Raw genomic sequence first — 14,867 nt, forward strand, 5'->3', positions numbered from 1 at the left:
ACGATCTCCGTGCGCTTGCGCCCTGGCCGAGGGTGGTTTTGTGGCCACCTACGAGGACATCACCGAGCGCGAGCACGCAGTCGAGGAGCTGAGCGAGCAGTATCGGCGCTTCGACGCGGCCCTGAACAACATGAGCCAGGGCCTGTGCATGCTCGATTCGAGCTTGCGCGTCATTGTCTGCAATCGGCGCTACATCGAGATGTACGAACTGTCACCCGAATTGGTGAAGCCGGGTGTGTCGATGCGCGAGATCATGGAGCACAGCTGCGAGCTCGGCATCCATCCAAACACCACCGCCGCGCGGCTCTATGCCGACTATGTCGAGAGGCTGCGCGAGGGCGAGCACACACTGCACCGCTATTTGGGCGACGGCCGCATCATCAAGCTCAATCACAAGCGAATGGAGCATGGCGGCTGGGTCGTCACCTATGAGGACGTTACCGAGCGCCACAAGGCCCAGGCCCGCGTTGCGCATATGGCGCGGCACGATTCGCTCACCGACCTGCCCAACCGCACGCTGTTCCGCGAGAAGATGGGCGAGGGGCTGAACCAGGTCGCAATCGCAGGTGGCGCGATGGCCGTGCTGTGCTTCGATCTCGACAATTTCAAGACCGTCAACGACCGCCTCGGACACGCGGCCGGCGACCGGCTGTTGCGCTGGGTCGCGGCGCGGCTGCAGGAGAATGTCGGCGAGCACGACACCGTCGCGCGGCTCGGTGGCGACGAGTTCGCGGTTCTCCAGCGCGGACCGCAGCCGCAATCGGCGGAAAGGCTCGCACGCCGCCTGGTGGAGATCATCGGTCACCCGCCGCCGCTGGAGAACCAGTCGATCCATGTCGGCGTCTCCGTCGGCATCGCAATCGCTCCCGATCACGGGCTCGATGCCGACGAGCTGATGAAATGCGCCGACCTCGCGCTGTACGAGGCCAAGGCCAAGGGGCGCGGCGCCTATCAGCTGTTCGAGCCCAAAATGGAGGAAGAGGCGCGCAGCCGGCACGCGCTCGAGCACGATCTGCGCGGCGCGCTGGAGGCCCGTGAATTCCACCTGGCGTTCCAACCGCAGGTGCGGCTCGACACCACCGAACTTACCGGCTTCGAGGCGCTGCTGCGCTGGAAACATCCCTCGCGCGGCCTCGTCCCGCCGGCCGAATTCATTCCGATTGCGGAAGAGAACGGGCTGATCGTTCCGATCGGAGAGTGGGTGCTGCGCACAGCCTGCGCGACCGCCGCGACCTGGCCCGATCTCACGGTCGCGGTGAACCTGTCGCCGGTGCAGTTCCGATCGCGCGGGCTGGTGACGATGGTGACGAGCGCGCTTGCGGAGGCCGGCCTGCCGCCGCATCGGCTCGAGCTCGAGGTCACCGAGACGGCGCTGCTCGACGACAGCGAGGCGACGATCGAGATCCTGCACCAGCTGCGCGCGTTGGGGGTGCGCGTCAGCCTCGACGATTTCGGGGTCGGCTATTCTTCTCTGAGCTATTTGCGCAAGTTTCCGTTCGATCGCATCAAGATCGACCGCTCCTTCGTCGGCACGCTCGGCGAAAGCCCGGAGAGCGTGGCGATCGTCCGCACCATCGCCAGCCTCGGCTCGGTGCTCGGCGTCGAGACCACGGCGGAAGGCGTCGAGACGATCGAACAACTCGACTTCGTCCGCGAATGCGGCTGCACCGCCGTGCAGGGATATTATTTCGGCAAGCCCTCGCCGGCCGCGGAGGTCGGACGCATGATCGAGACGCTGAGCGCAGTCCGCCGTGTGGCGTAAGGGCTCAGCCGAGAGCCAAATTCCGTATCTCGGCACGCCTCCAAACGACCAATTGTCGCATGTGCGCTTTTCGGCGGGATCACCGTATCGCCCCTGCGGGGCCGCCGCGCAATGCGCTTTTCTTCTCCCATGATTTCGGGGACAATCCCGTCATAACAATGAGAAACGGCGGTCCGAACGAGGCCACCGCGAGGGAGGAGTTTCGATGTCGCGATACGGGCTGAAGACCTTTGCCATTGCCGCCATGCATGCCGTCGTGAGCGCGCTGCTCGCAACCGCCGCGGGTGCACAGGATTATCCCACCAAACCGGTGACGCTGATCGTTCCATGGCCGGCCGGCGGATCGACCGACATCTCGATGCGCGCGATCGCCGACAGCGCGTCCAAGGTCCTGGGGCAGCCCATCGTGATCGACAACAAAGCCGGTGGCGGCGGTACGGTTGGACCGGCCACCATGGCCGCGGCTGCGAAGCCGGACGGCTACACCATCTCACAGCTTCCGATCACCGTCTTCCGCCTGCCCCTGATGCAGGAGGTGTCGTGGGATCCGGCAAAGGATTTTACCTACATCATACATCTCACCGGCTACACCTTCGGCGTAACCACCAGCGCGGAGTCGCAATTCAAGTCCTGGAAAGACGTGGTCGAGTTCGCGAAGGCAAATCCGGGCAAGGTGACCTACGCGACGCCCGGCACCGGCACCTCGCTTCATATCGGCATGGAGCAGATCGCCGCGATGTCCGGCATCAAGCTCACGCAGGTGCCGTTCAAGGGCGGGGCAGAGACCAACGCCGCGGTACTCGGCCAGCACACCATGCTGCAGGCCGACTCCACCGGTTGGCGACCCTTGGTCGACGCCGGCAAGCTGAAGCTTCTCATGGTGTGGACCGGCGCGCGATCACCGAACTATCCTGACGTGCCGACGCTGAAGGAACTCGGCTATCCCATGGTCTATGATTCCCCGTTCGGCATCGCCGGCCCCAAGGGCATGGATCCCAAGATCGTCGCCAAGCTGCACGACGCCTTCAAGAAGGCAGTCGAGGATCCCGCAGTGATTGCCACGCTCGCCAAATACGACATGGTGCCGAGCTACAAGAATACCGAGGACTACAAGAAGTTCGTCGTCGAGGTCACGGAATCGGAGCGCAAGGTGATCGATACGCTCGGGCTTGCGAAGAAGTAGTATTGAGCCACTTTCGTGTTCCGGGCGTGGTGCAGCGCTTCTCCAGCGCTGCACCACAGAGCCGGGATCTACCTTTGCCACGCATCTATCGATCCCGGATCTGCAGCGCACCGCTTCGCGCCGCATAGCGTCCCGGCACGGCCGAGAGGTATTGATGAACGACCAAACCACCGTCAAACTCCGCCTCAACAACTCCGAACTCTGGGGTGGGTTGATCGGGCTCGCACTCGGCGGCTTCGTGATCTGGCAAGGCTTAAAGCTCAAGCTCGGCACCATCAACGACCCTGGCTCCGGCTACGTGCTTTTCTACACGGGCATCCTGATGTGCGTGTTCGCGGCCAGCATTATCATCTCGGCCATCACCGAGGGCGGACCAACGCTGGCTTCGCGCTGGCAGAACGTGAGCTGGAGCAAGCCGTTACTCGTCATCGTCTGCCTTACCGCGTTTTCTTTTGCCCTTGAGCCGCTGGGATTCCTACTGTCATCGATCCCGCTCATGCTGCTTTTGTTGCGCTTGATCGATCCCTTGCGGTGGACATTGGCGATGCCGATCGCCGCTCTGGCACCGCTCGGCATGTGGTGGATGCTCAAGCGACTGCTGCTGATCCAGTTACCCTCCGGCCTATTCGGGATCGGCTGATCGCATGGATACGCTTCTCAACGTCGCGCATGGGTTTGGCGTCGCTCTCCTGCCGATCAACCTGCTCTACTGCTTCATCGGCGTCTTCATCGGCACGCTGGTCGGCGTGCTGCCGGGCATCGGGCCGATCTCGGCGATGTCTCTGTTGCTTCCGGTGACACTGTCAGGAACGCCGGAATCCGGCATCATCATGATGGCGGGAATCTATTACGGCTCGATGTATGGCGGCTCGACGACCTCAATCCTGGTCAACATTCCCGGCGAGGCGGCTTCCGTCGTGACCTGTATTGACGGCCACCAGATGGCGAAGCAGGGTCGTGCCGGCCCCGCGCTGGGCATCTCAGCCTTCGGCTCGTTCATCGCCGGCACATTTTCACTCGTTGCACTGATGCTGGTGGCGCCTCGGCTCGCCAACATCGCCATCGCGTTCGGCCCTGCCGAATATTTCAGCCTGATGGTGCTCGGCCTCGTCGTGCTCACCTTCCTCACGCAGGGATCGATGCCGAAAGCGCTTCTGATGGCATGTATCGGCGTCGTGCTCGGACTGATCGGGCTCGACAGCATCACCGCGCAGCCGCGGCTGACATTCGGCCGCATGGAGCTGATCGACGGCATAGGACTGGTCCCCGTCGTGATGGGCCTGTTCGGCGTCGCCGAGGTGCTGCTCAATACCGAGCAGGTGATCAAACGCGACATCATCAACGCCAAAATCACGCAGCTGCTGCCCAACAAGGCCGATTGGCAGGCGAGCGCCGGCCCGGTGGCGCGCGGCACGTTACTTGGCTTCCTGCTCGGCATTCTCCCGGGCGGCGGCGCGGTAGTGGCCTCGTTCGCGTCCTATGCGCTGGAGAAGCGGCTGTCGAAGACGCCGGAGCGCTTCGGCTATGGCGCAATCGAGGGCGTAGCGGGTCCCGAATCCGCCAACAACGCGGCGGCCGGCGGCGCGTTCATTCCGCTGATGACCTTGGGCATCCCCCCAAATGTGGTGATGGCGCTGCTGCTCGGCGCCTTCGTCATCCACGGCCTGCAACCGGGACCGCTGCTGATCACGCAAAACCCGGGCCTGTTCTGGGGCATCGTCGCCAGCATGTATATCGGCAACGTCATGCTGCTGATCCTCAATCTGCCGCTGATCGGCATGTGGGTGCAGCTGCTCAAGCTGCCCTACAACATCCTGTTCCCGCTGATCATCCTGTTCACGATCCTGGGCGTCTACTGCTCCAGCAACAATGTGTTCGACGTCTACGTGATGATCGCATTCGGCATCGTCGGCTATTTCATGCGCAAGCTCGGCTTCGAGCCCGCGCCGCTGGTGCTGGCGTTCGTGCTGGGACCGATGATGGAGAACAATCTGCGCAAGTCGCTGATCCTGTCGCAGGGCGACCTCTGGACCTTCGTGCAGCGGCCGATCTCGGCAGCGTGTCTTGCGCTCGCGCTGGTGCTGCTGATGGCGCCGCTATTACCCGCGCTGCGTAAGAAGCGCGAGCTCGTGGCGCTGGATGAGGGCGCGTGAGGGATTGGCAGGTGTCTCAGCCTGCCGCGGGCAGCACGTTATCCGGCGGCGCGCCCCAGGGGCGGTCGGCTGAGGCGAGCCCGATCAGGCGGCCCTGGATGTAGTCGCAGCCCCAGTCGCGCAGCATGTTCGCAGCTTCTTCGTCCTGCACCCATTCGGCCACCGTCTTGATGTCGAGGCGGCGGGCGAGGTCGATCAGGGTCTGCACGAAGGCGCGGTCGTCGGCGGAACGGGTGATGTTCTGCACGAAGGCACCGTCGATCTTCACGATGTCCACGCCCAGCTTGCGCAGATTGCGGAACGAGGTGTAGCCGGCGCCGAAATCGTCGATGGCGATGCGGCTGCCGAAATTCTTCAGCCGGGTGACGAAGCCGCGCACATCGTCGATGTCCTGGATCGCGACGGTTTCGGTGATCTCGACGATCAGCCGCTCGGCGACGCCGGGATGGGCACGCATCAGCGATTCGATTCCCGCCCACCAATCCGGATCCATGGTGGTGTCGGGCGAGATGTTGAGGCTGAGGCAGATGTCCGGCGCGGCCGCGAGCTCGGCGACCACGAGCTCGAGCACCCGGTGATCGACCAGGCGGATCAGGCCGAGGCGTTCCGCAACCGGCACGATGTCGGGCGCGAGCAGCACCTGGCCCTCGCCCTGGTCCATCCGCACCAGGCATTCGTGAAAGGCGCAGTCGCGCGAAAGGGCGGCAACTACCGGCTCATAGGCAAGCTTGATGCGGCGCTCATTCAGTGCGGTGACGATCTCGTCGGTGACGCGGATGTTGACGCGGCGCTGGGCGTCGCGCGCGGCATCCGGGCGCCAGGCTGCGAACGAGCCGACGCGGCGTTGTTTCGCTGTGTCCAGGGTCTCGTGGGCGCGATTGACGGCTTCATCGGCGTTGCGGGCATAGCGCGGCACGCTGACCGCGCCGATCGAGGCGGTGACCGACACCGGTCCGGATTTGGTCGGCACCACCTCGTCGCGAATGCCGGCGAGGAAACGTTCGGCAGCCACGTTCATGTCATCGACGGTGCAGTTCTTCAGGATCAGGCCGAACTTGTTGCCGGAGAAGCGGCCGAGCACGTCGCCGCCGCGCAAGCGCGCGCGAATGCGCGTGGCGACGTCGAGGATCACGGCGTCGGCAACGTCGAAGCCGAAGGCCTCGTTGACACGCGCGAGATGATCGATGCCGACCAGCATGAAGGCCGCGGTCGAGCGGAAACGGGTCGTCTCCTCGATGGCCTCGGCCAGCGCGGCGATCAGATGCGAGCGATTGAGCTCGCCGGTCAGCGGATCGAGCCGGGCCAGCTTCGTCAGTTCCTCGTCGCGGGCATGGCGTTCATTGTTGATGCGGACGGAGCCGATCGCACGCACCGGGCGGCCGTCGGGGCCGGCGAACCAGCGGCCGGTCTCCTCGATCCAGACCATGGGATCGGCGGCGCTCATGCGCACGCCGTACTCGACCCGGTAGGGCGTGCCGTCGGCGCCATGCACGGCGGAGGTCTGTGCCAGCGCGGCGGTCCGCATTGATTGCGCGGGCTCGATCAGCCTGGCGAATTCGGCGCCGGTGGCCAGCCGTTCGGCGGGAATTCCGGGAAAGATGGCGCTGACCTGCTCACCCCAGACGATGGCATCGCTGGCGATGTCCCAGGCGAACACGGCCTGGCCGAGGGCAGCCAGGATGTCGGAGGCTTGCGGCAATGCGGGGGTCAAAATCGCCTCGTTTCGGGACAGCGGGGAGTCCTGAGCCGGCACAGGATAAAGCCAGATTCGCCATTGACCCTAGGCAAAGTTGATAAACAATTTGGAAACCACGTTTCCTCGCTCGCAGGAACCGAAGCGGCTCACCCGGCATAGGCCTTGCGAGTACATGACACGCACCGGCGCCAGCGTCTCGAAACGCGACAATCTAGGCCGGTCAACGGTGATTGCGATGTTGAGTACTGGTCAACGGGACGTGGCGGACAACGGCACAGGCTCGGCCCTGGTGCCGCTGATGCCGGTTTTGCAGTGGGTCCACAAGGCCCCGCTGCCACGCCCCGATCCCAGCTTCGTCGCCCAGCTCATCGCCAATGCCGAGCATCTGCCCCAGGCGAGCCGGCTCCGCCGCGCGTCTTCCGAGGATGCGCAGGTCGCCTATGGCAGCAAGCGCCCGCTTCCGAGCGTTAGCGCGCGCACGCGGCAGGTGGCTTGAATCAGCGCGGCGCGTCGGGAGACGGCTGGGTGCCGTTGCCCGGCTGCAAATGCGGCGAGGGAATTTCCGGCGAGGGCGCACTCACAGGCTTCGGCGCCGGGTGATCCATCAGCACGGATTCGGCGACCGATTGTGCCGTGGGCGCGGGCGGCTCCGCCGGAGCTGGTCGCGGAGCGGACACTGGCTCGAACTTGGGCTCGAACTCATCCGCCGGCGTCTCGGCCTGGCGCTTGGTCTTGCGGGGCGCCGGCACCGTCGTTTCGGCGACATAAGCGACGCGGCGGCGGGTGCGCTGGGCGATGCCGCCCAGGAAATCTGCCATCGCGAGCAGCACCAGAAGGAAATAGGTGGAGTTGCCGAATTTCGGCCACATCACGAATTCGGCCGCAGCCGCGCCGAACACGATCAGCGACAGCAGATGATCCATCAGGAATTTCGAGCCGGGCCGCGCGCCCTTGACCACTTCGAGCAGCAGCAGCACGATACCTAGCGCGAGCATCACGTCGGCGAGCGTGACCGGCCAGGCCTCGCCCGTGATCATCGGCACTTTGAACAGCACGTCCGCAAAGGACACGCTCGGCATCAGGAATGCGATGATGTTGTAGACCGCGAGCGGGATCAGGAGCAGCGGGAAACCGACCATCGGCGAAATGCCTTCTCGATCAAGATATCCAGACAGGACAATGCGGCGGCGATGCATTCGCTCCGCCGCCGTCACTGTCATATCTCATGGGTTGGCCGAAATCAGGCAGGCCCGATCGTCCTGCCCACAGAAAGGTCCCGAACTCAGGACTCTTTCTTCTTCAGGACCTGACGGCCCTTGTACATGCCAGTCTTGAGGTCGAGATGGTGCGGACGACGCAGTTCGCCGGAATCCTTGTCTTCCACATAGGTCGGCTTCTTGATGGCGTCTGCCGAGCGGCGCATGCCACGACGGGACGGCGAGGTTTTTCTTCTCGGAACGGCCATTTCAATATCCTCTAGGGATTGGTGTTTTGGGGCATCGTCCGCGAGGGGACGGCTCAGCACCCGCAAACCGAGGCGAGCTGAATGCCGGTCAAGGCCGGGCTTATAGAGGAAGGCCTGCCTTAAATCTAGGGCTCTGGGCTGGAAAATGCGCCCGAAAAGGACCGGAAATCAGCGGTTCTCCCGCCAGCAGGTCGAAAGCGAGCTCGCCTGCGCTCGCACCACATAGGTCCCGGCCAGCCGCCGGACACCCGGTCCCGGCGTCCTGGCGCTGCGTTTGACCGGATTCGGCAGGATGGAGGCCAGAAGCGCGGCCTCCCGGGGGGAGAGGTTCGCTGCCGACTTGCCGAAGGCATAGGCGCTGGCGGCCTCGGCCCCAAACTGGCTCTGCGGGCCGAGCTCGGCGACGTTGAGGTAAATCTCCAGGATCCGTGCCTTGGGCAGGACGAGATCGATCCACAGCGCCAACGGGAATTCCAGCGCCTTGCGGACGAAGTCCCGCCCCTGCCAGAGGAACAGGTTTTTCGCCACCTGCTGGGTGATGGTGGAAGCGCCCCGGAACGGGGTGCCGTCCTCCTTCGCATCGTCGATCGCCTCACGCAGCGCACCCCAGTCGATGCCGTGATGCTTGCAGAAATGGGCGTCCTCGGCCGCCACCACCGAGCGTGGCAGCGAGGGCGACATCGCTGCCAGATCGATCCATTCCCGCTGCATCGGCGCACCCCGCAGCGAGCGCCAGATCATCAGCGTCGAAACGGGATGGCCGGCACGGTAGAACGGCGCGACGACATAGGGCGCGAGAGCCGCGACCGCGAGCACCAGGAGAAGGGTTTTGACGACGCGCAAATCAACCTTTCCGGCGCAGAACGAAACGCGGCCACGGGCCCGGCATTAAGTCTGTGATAATTCGGGCCTTTTCCAGCACTTTTTAGGCCTTCCAAACGATTGACTGAGGCGGGCGCATAAAGGATTGTCCCGCCGAATTTTAGTTCTGGAGCCCTTCTTGATGACCGGCACGTCCCCGTCCGATTTCGCCAAACGTCTGGACAAGACCGCTGATGACACCGAGGCCCTGCTCGGGCGCCTGCTGTCGGACGACATCCTGCCCGATGAGATCGCCCGGCCCAAGCGACTGATGGACGCAATGCGCTATTCGAGCCTCAACGGCGGCAAGCGCCTCCGGCCCTTCCTGGTGGTCGAGAGCGCGGCCGTGTTCGGCGTGTCCCGCGAAGCCGCGCTGCTCGTCGGTGCGGCGCTCGAATGCATCCACTGCTATTCGCTGATCCATGACGATCTGCCGGCGATGGACAATTCGGACCTGCGCCGCGGCCGCCCGACCCTGCACAAGAAGACCGACGACGCGACCGCGATCCTCGCCGGCGACGGCCTCCTGACACTCGCCTTCGACATCATCACCCGCGACGAGATTCATCGCGACGCCAATGTGAGGCTTTTGCTGACCCGCGCACTCGCGCGCTGCGCCGGCATCGGCGGCATGGTCGGCGGCCAGATTCTCGACCTCGCCGGCGAAGGCCGCTTTGGCGGCAACGAGCCGATCGACGTCGCCCGCATTCAGCAGATGAAGACCGGCGCGCTGCTGCGCTACGGCTGCATCGCCGGCGCGATCCTCGGCCAGGCCTCGCAAAAGGAATATCAGGCGCTCGACGATTACGGCCGCGCGCTCGGCGAAGCCTTCCAGATCGCCGACGACCTGCTCGACGTCGAAGGCGATGCCGCCGCGCTCGGCAAGCCTGCCGGCGCTGATGCAGCGCTCGGCAAGACCACCTTCGTCACCCAGCTCGGCATCGAAGGCGCCAAGCAGCGCGTGCGCGATCTGCTCGCGCGCGCCGACAGCGCCGTGTCGATCTTCGGCGAACGGGCCGCCGTGCTGCAAGCGGCTGCGCGGTTCGTGGCCGAACGGAAGAGCTGATAGCGCGATGGCGGGCGGCAGCAAGGAAGACCCCGCCCTCGCCCGCTTTCGCAAGATGTCGCGGCCGATGCGGCTGATTTATGCGCGTCCGCGGACGTTCATGTCGCTTGCCGTTGGTATTCTCGTCTGCCTGCTCATCCCGGGTTCGCACCGGCTGGTCACGCGGCTTCTGTTCGGCTGGGATGCGTTGATCGCCGTTTATCTGGTGCTGGTCTACGCGATGATGCTGTGCAACGACCACCAGCACATCCGCCGCGCCGCAGCGATGCAGGACGACGGTCGCTTCGTGATCCTGCTGGTGACGGCGATCGGCGCCTTCGCCAGCATCGCCGCGATCGTCTCCGAGCTTGGAACGCCGCATCGCGGCGGCCTGGAGCTGAGCATCGCAATCACCACCATCGTATTGTCATGGGCCGCCGTGCACACAATCTTCGCTCTGCATTACGCGCATGATTATTACCGGCACGCCACGCCGGGCGGCCTTCAGTTTCCCAGCGGCGACAAGGAAGACCACGCAGATTACTGGGACTTCGTCTATTTCTCGTTCGTGATCGGCATGACCGCGCAGGTCTCCGATGTCGGCATCTCCGACAAGACCATCCGCCGCACCGCCACCGCGCACGGCATCGTCTCATTCATCTACAACACGGCCTTGCTGGCGCTGACGGTCAACATCGCGGCGAGCGCGATCTCGACCTGAACTCATTTCCGCAATCCTAGTTACAGACCTCGGCATTGCCATCGTTGCCCGGGCCGCCGCCGCCGCGATATTCGAGATGGCAGCCGCGGTTGACCGCACGACAGCCACTGTTGTTGCAGAATAGCTGTCCGCCACTCGAGCGGCGGCTGGCGCCAGCGGCAGCAGCGATGCCCGCAGCGCCACCAAAGCCGCCGGCCGCTCCGGCAGCCTCACCGCCGGCCTGACGACGCTGCCGTGCGGGACGCTCGTCGCCGTCGTCCCGCTTGGCGGTCGCAGGCTTGGCGGTCGCAGGCTTGGCGGCACGCTGCTTCTCGCACTCGTTGTCGTCGTTGAGCGCATAGCCATCACGGCAGACGATCTTGGTGCATTTGTCGCCGTCGGTCTTGAAGCCGTGCTCGCAAACCAGCGGACAGACGCGCGACTGTTTCGACTTGACCGTGTCGAGTGCATCGGTGCTCGCCACCTTCACGTCGAGCTTGGTGCCGGCATAACGGTTGAACTGCGATAACGACCGCTGCGCGGATGTCGTCCAGTTGCCGTCGGCGGCGCCGGAGAAGCAGCCGACGCGGCCGAGCTCGGTCTGTACCGAGCGGCTGAGATCGGCCGGCGCGATGGCCGGCGTCAGCGAGGCGACGTTGGTGCCGGCGGGGCCCGCCGTGCTGGCGGGCGCTGCACTCGGCGCCGCGGCGGCGAGATTGACGCGCTGCTGCTCGGCAGCGGCCGCCTGCTGCTGCGCCTGCTCCTTGGCCTTTTGCGCCGCAAGCTGTATCTGCTCGGCGGCCTCCGCATCGGCGGCTGCCTTGGCCTGCGTATCCTTCTGCGCGCCAAGTGCGGCAAGACGATCGCGCTCGGCCTCGGCCTGTTTCGCCTTCTCGGTGGCCGCCGCATGAGCCTGCTCGGCGCCGATTTTCTCGAGTTGCAGCTTGGCAAGGCTCGCATAGAAGCCGTCGGGATGCTGGGCGAGAAAGGCCTCCCACGCCGGCCGGTTGCCGACCTGGAGCGCGAGCTCGTAATCGCGGCGGATGTCGGCCTGAGGGTTGGGCGCGGGCGCAGCGGCAGCCCCAGCGGTCACCTTGACCGGCACCAGCGGCACGTCCTCGCCGCCGAGCGAGCCATAGACGAACGGCTCCTGCTTATTACCTGTCGACTTGAGCACGTCGTCGCGCACGAAGCCGAAGGCACGGCGGACGTCGAGGCCGGGCCTCGTCAGATGCTTCGACAGCGCCACCGTAAAGGGGCTGTTCGCACCGTCGCCATCCTGCGCCGTGAAACCGGCCTTGGCCGAATAGGCGATCAGCGTGTTCGAGCTGGTCGGCTCGACCTGGGCGAGGCCGCGGCCGACGCCTCGCGAGGCGATCGTGCGCTTCATGGTCTTGCCGAACGGATTGTCACGGCAGGCATCCAGGATCACCAGGCGAAGCTGCTTGGCCGGTTCGACCGCGACCAGGACGCGGTCGAGGGAGAGCGCCTCGTCAAAGACGTCGGTGTCACGCTCCAGCTTGGCGTCGACAGGGATCAGATAGTTCGAGCCTTCGACCTCGAGGCCGTGGCCGGCATAATAGACCACGGCGATATCGGCATCGCGGGTCCGGTCGGCGAATTCGCGCAGCACACGCCGGGTTTCCTGCGCCGTCAGGTCGTGCCGGGAATCGACGATGTCGAACCCGGCCTCCTTCAGCGTCCGGGCCATCACCGAACCGTCATTGACGGGGTTCGTCAGCGACGGCGCATGCTGATAGGCGGAGTTGGCGATCACGAGCGCGACGCGCTTTCCGGCGAAAGCAGGCCCGGCGCCGAATAGCAGCGCGACGGCGAGGAGGACTGGGCAAAGTCTGAGCAATTTGCGCATGACACGACTTCCGATTTCGGGGCGGTTCGCGCCCTTTGGGACGGCTTTAGCAGGGTCCGTCGCGGACGCTTGTAACGGAGGTCACGAAGATGGCGCCGGCGGCAAGCCGAAAGGTCCCCTTTGTTCGTCGCGCCAGTCCGGCCGCGGTTCGCCGCCAAACAGGTGCGCAGCAGGTTCCCTCAGACATCCCCGATGTGGCCCCGATATTGCGGCAGATTATCCGTAATCTCGTGCCAGGGCGCCTTCGACCCCACGAAAATGTGGGCGCTCGGTCGGATCGAGGGGGCATCGACCAGGGTTCCCATGGCGACGTGGACCCATTTTCCGTCGCGCACCCGGGAATAAAGCAACGAGCCGCAGCGGGCGCAGTGGGCGTCGTGGGTGGTTTCGTCACCGTAGATGGTGAGCTGGTTCTCGCCTCTGACGATGCGGAGCTTGCCCTGCTCGATGCCGGCGACCGGCTTGAAGGCAGCGCCGGTGGTGCGGCGGCAATTCGAGCAATGGCAGTTCATCGCATAGGAGAACGCGTCCGCTACCTCGTAGCGCACGGCGCGGCAGCAGCATTCGCCGATCAGGAAGGGAGCGTTCGAATTCTCTGATCCGGTCATCACAGCGTCCCAGCAAATGGTACGGACACCATAGCGCATTTTGACGTGTACGACTAAGTTCGCCCTGAGCCATCATTCAAAGGGATGACCCATGAGCCAGAACCGTTCGAGCGTCGAAGCCGTCGTGCAATCTTACTTCGACGGACTTTACGAGGGTGATGCCGAAAAGCTCGGCGCCATCTTCCATCCCTCCGCCGATTTGCGCTGGGTCGAGAAGGGCGAGCTGCAGGTGCTGACCGTGCCGGACTGGCTCGACCGCGTGCGCAAGCGCCCCTCCGGCAAGGCCGAAGGCAAGCCGCGCGAGGATTTCATCGTCACGATTGACCGTTCGGACGACAAGACCGCCTTCATCAAGGTCCGATGCCAACTGCCGCCGCGTTTTTTCACGGACTATCTGGTGGCTATGAAGCTCGCCGATGGCTGGCAGATCGTATCGAAGTCTTACCGGTATGATCTGCGAGAGTGAGGGCTTCCGCTGCCCGAAATCGGGCACACTCGTCCCACATCCTCCGTCATTGCGAGCGCAGCGAAGCTAGCCAGAGTCTTTCCGCGGAGGAAGACCGGATTGCTTCGCTGCGCTCGCAATGACGATGCGGATGGAGTGCATGCCGCATCTCTCCTCCGCCCCCGTCTCGCTCAAAAGGTCCACCATGCTTCTCGACCGCCGTTCGCTGCTCGCCTCGCTGTACTGGATCGCCGCCTCCCCCGCGCTCGCCGCAGACGCGCAGCCTGAGCTCGAAACCTATGAGCGCGAGAGTGGCGGCCGGATCGGGGTCTATGCCGAGAACCTCGCGACCGGCGCAAGGCTCGCCTGGCGCGCCGACGAACGGTTCGTCATGTGCTCGACATTCAAGGCTTCGCTGGCGGCTTGCGTCCTGGCGCGGGTCGATCGTGGCGAGGATCAGCTTGCGGCCATGATCCCGTACGGCAAGGCCGACCTGCTGGAGTACGCACCGGTTGCCAAGCAGAACATTGCCGCCGGCGCAATGTCGGTCACCGAGATGTGCAAGGCGATCGTCGAGCTCAGCGACAACACCTGCGCCAATTTATTGCTGGCGCGGATCGGCGGTCCCGCCGCACTCACCGCGTTCTGGCGGTCGCTCGGCGACACCACCTCGCGGCTCGACCACAACGAGCCCGAGCTCAACCGCTCACCGCCCGGCGATCCCCGCGACACCACGACGCCGGCGGCGATGGCAGGCAATCTGCGCCGGCTGCTCACGGGCGAGGCGCTGTCGGCCACCTCGCGTGCGCAGCTCACGGAGTGGCTAGTGGGCTGCAAGACCGGTGCAAACCGGCTGCGTGGCGGGCTCCCCGCAAGCTGGAAGATCGGCGACAAGACCGGCAACAACGGCAAGGACGCCTCGGGCGACATCGCGGTGGCCTGGCCCAAGCCCGATACGAAGCCCGATGCACCGATCCTGATCGCGACCTATACCCAGGGCGGCACGCCGAGCGCGGCGCAGATCGAAGCCGTGTTCGCACGCATCGGCCGCATCGTGGCCGAGCGGCTGGCGTGAGCCG

15 protein-coding genes are annotated in these 14,867 nt (G+C 64.9%); 9 read left to right on the forward strand and 6 right to left on the reverse strand.

What is annotated here, in order from left to right; genetic code table 11:
• Positions 1–148: 148 nt before the first annotated feature.
• The 4 genes from AC0L23_RS08120 to AC0L23_RS08135 all read left to right on the forward strand — a co-directional run bounded on the left by AC0L23_RS08120 (position 149) and on the right by AC0L23_RS08135 (position 5,098).
• Positions 149–1,762, forward strand: a complete 1,614-nt coding sequence (locus tag AC0L23_RS08120; RefSeq protein WP_473356810.1) for a putative bifunctional diguanylate cyclase/phosphodiesterase — start codon at positions 149–151, stop codon at positions 1,760–1,762.
• Between the two features lie 205 nt (positions 1,763–1,967).
• Entirely contained in the window at positions 1,968–2,945 is a 978-nt protein-coding gene (locus AC0L23_RS08125; protein ID WP_085349787.1) for a tripartite tricarboxylate transporter substrate binding protein, read from the forward strand.
• A gap of 154 nt (positions 2,946–3,099) precedes the next feature.
• On the forward strand, positions 3,100–3,585 hold the full coding sequence (locus AC0L23_RS08130; RefSeq protein ID WP_085349786.1) for a tripartite tricarboxylate transporter TctB family protein: 486 nt from the start codon (positions 3,100–3,102) through the stop codon (positions 3,583–3,585).
• Positions 3,586–3,589: 4 nt separating this feature from the next.
• On the forward strand, positions 3,590–5,098 hold the full coding sequence (locus AC0L23_RS08135) for a tripartite tricarboxylate transporter permease (RefSeq protein ID WP_085361932.1): 1,509 nt from the start codon (positions 3,590–3,592) through the stop codon (positions 5,096–5,098).
• 16 nt (positions 5,099–5,114) lie between these two features.
• Here the strand turns inward: AC0L23_RS08135 and AC0L23_RS08140 are convergent, their stop codons facing one another.
• Positions 5,115–6,809 (reverse strand): bifunctional diguanylate cyclase/phosphodiesterase, encoded by a 1,695-nt coding sequence (locus tag AC0L23_RS08140; protein ID WP_085385514.1) that lies wholly within the window; start codon positions 6,807–6,809, stop codon positions 5,115–5,117.
• Positions 6,810–7,029: 220 nt separating this feature from the next.
• Between AC0L23_RS08140 and AC0L23_RS08145 the strand changes: the two genes are divergently transcribed.
• Positions 7,030–7,290, forward strand: coding sequence for a hypothetical protein (locus AC0L23_RS08145; protein ID WP_085385569.1), 261 nt, complete (start codon positions 7,030–7,032; stop codon positions 7,288–7,290).
• A gap of 1 nt (position 7,291) precedes the next feature.
• Here AC0L23_RS08145 and AC0L23_RS08150 read toward each other — a convergent pair whose 3' ends face one another.
• The 3 genes from AC0L23_RS08150 to mtgA form a co-directional block, all read right to left on the reverse strand.
• The gene (locus AC0L23_RS08150; RefSeq protein ID WP_026233053.1) at positions 7,292–7,933 is read right to left on the reverse strand and encodes a hypothetical protein; all 642 of its coding nucleotides are present in this window, start codon (positions 7,931–7,933) and stop codon (positions 7,292–7,294) included.
• A gap of 143 nt (positions 7,934–8,076) precedes the next feature.
• Complete coding sequence (gene rpmF / locus AC0L23_RS08155) at positions 8,077–8,259, reverse strand: 50S ribosomal protein L32 (RefSeq protein ID WP_007598106.1); 183 nt, start codon at positions 8,257–8,259, stop codon at positions 8,077–8,079.
• A 168-nt stretch (positions 8,260–8,427) separates the two neighbouring features.
• Positions 8,428–9,102: a monofunctional biosynthetic peptidoglycan transglycosylase gene (gene mtgA, locus AC0L23_RS08160; RefSeq protein ID WP_085385516.1), complete on the reverse strand. Its 675-nt coding sequence runs from the start codon at positions 9,100–9,102 to the stop codon at positions 8,428–8,430.
• A gap of 160 nt (positions 9,103–9,262) precedes the next feature.
• Between mtgA and AC0L23_RS08165 the strand changes: the two genes are divergently transcribed.
• The gene (locus AC0L23_RS08165) at positions 9,263–10,186 is read left to right on the forward strand and encodes a polyprenyl synthetase family protein (RefSeq protein ID WP_085361935.1); all 924 of its coding nucleotides are present in this window, start codon (positions 9,263–9,265) and stop codon (positions 10,184–10,186) included.
• Between the two features lie 7 nt (positions 10,187–10,193).
• Positions 10,194–10,886, forward strand: coding sequence for a DUF1345 domain-containing protein (locus AC0L23_RS08170; RefSeq protein ID WP_085349782.1), 693 nt, complete (start codon positions 10,194–10,196; stop codon positions 10,884–10,886).
• 16 nt (positions 10,887–10,902) lie between these two features.
• On the opposite strand, the gene AC0L23_RS08175 is transcribed toward AC0L23_RS08170, so the two are convergent.
• Complete coding sequence (locus tag AC0L23_RS08175; RefSeq protein ID WP_085361936.1) at positions 10,903–12,735, reverse strand: caspase family protein; 1,833 nt, start codon at positions 12,733–12,735, stop codon at positions 10,903–10,905.
• A gap of 179 nt (positions 12,736–12,914) precedes the next feature.
• The gene (locus AC0L23_RS08180; protein ID WP_473356811.1) at positions 12,915–13,343 is read right to left on the reverse strand and encodes a GFA family protein; all 429 of its coding nucleotides are present in this window, start codon (positions 13,341–13,343) and stop codon (positions 12,915–12,917) included.
• Between the two features lie 91 nt (positions 13,344–13,434).
• Here AC0L23_RS08180 and AC0L23_RS08185 point away from each other — a divergent pair, with 91 nt between their 5' ends.
• Both AC0L23_RS08185 and bla read left to right on the forward strand, forming a co-directional pair.
• A complete protein-coding gene (locus AC0L23_RS08185) occupies positions 13,435–13,809 on the forward strand; it encodes a nuclear transport factor 2 family protein (RefSeq protein ID WP_007598116.1) in 375 nt (124 codons plus the stop codon).
• A gap of 184 nt (positions 13,810–13,993) precedes the next feature.
• Positions 13,994–14,863 carry a class A beta-lactamase gene (gene bla / locus AC0L23_RS08190; RefSeq protein WP_085362047.1) on the forward strand — a complete coding sequence of 290 codons (870 nt, stop codon included), beginning with the start codon at positions 13,994–13,996 and terminating at the stop codon, positions 14,861–14,863.
• Positions 14,864–14,867 lie beyond the last annotated feature (4 nt).

The organism is Bradyrhizobium sp. MI1.4 (genome assembly GCF_055811315.1).

Excerpts from the sequence above, each read along its gene's own strand:
- AC0L23_RS08120 (WP_473356810.1), top strand. The coding sequence starts at position 149 with ATGCTCGATTCGAGCTTGCGCGTCATTGTCTGCAATCGGCGCTACATC.
- AC0L23_RS08125 (WP_085349787.1), top strand. The coding sequence starts at position 1,968 with ATGTCGCGATACGGGCTGAAGACCTTTGCCATTGCCGCCATGCATGCC.
- AC0L23_RS08130 (WP_085349786.1), top strand. The coding sequence starts at position 3,100 with ATGAACGACCAAACCACCGTCAAACTCCGCCTCAACAACTCCGAACTC.
- AC0L23_RS08135 (WP_085361932.1), top strand. The coding sequence starts at position 3,590 with ATGGATACGCTTCTCAACGTCGCGCATGGGTTTGGCGTCGCTCTCCTG.
- AC0L23_RS08145 (WP_085385569.1), top strand. The coding sequence starts at position 7,030 with ATGTTGAGTACTGGTCAACGGGACGTGGCGGACAACGGCACAGGCTCG.
- AC0L23_RS08150 (WP_026233053.1), bottom strand. The coding sequence starts at position 7,933 with ATGGTCGGTTTCCCGCTGCTCCTGATCCCGCTCGCGGTCTACAACATC.
- rpmF (WP_007598106.1), bottom strand. The coding sequence starts at position 8,259 with ATGGCCGTTCCGAGAAGAAAAACCTCGCCGTCCCGTCGTGGCATGCGC.
- AC0L23_RS08165 (WP_085361935.1), top strand. The coding sequence starts at position 9,263 with ATGACCGGCACGTCCCCGTCCGATTTCGCCAAACGTCTGGACAAGACC.
- AC0L23_RS08170 (WP_085349782.1), top strand. The coding sequence starts at position 10,194 with ATGGCGGGCGGCAGCAAGGAAGACCCCGCCCTCGCCCGCTTTCGCAAG.
- AC0L23_RS08175 (WP_085361936.1), bottom strand. The coding sequence starts at position 12,735 with ATGCGCAAATTGCTCAGACTTTGCCCAGTCCTCCTCGCCGTCGCGCTG.
- AC0L23_RS08180 (WP_473356811.1), bottom strand. The coding sequence starts at position 13,343 with ATGACCGGATCAGAGAATTCGAACGCTCCCTTCCTGATCGGCGAATGC.
- AC0L23_RS08185 (WP_007598116.1), top strand. The coding sequence starts at position 13,435 with ATGAGCCAGAACCGTTCGAGCGTCGAAGCCGTCGTGCAATCTTACTTC.
- bla (WP_085362047.1), top strand. The coding sequence starts at position 13,994 with ATGCTTCTCGACCGCCGTTCGCTGCTCGCCTCGCTGTACTGGATCGCC.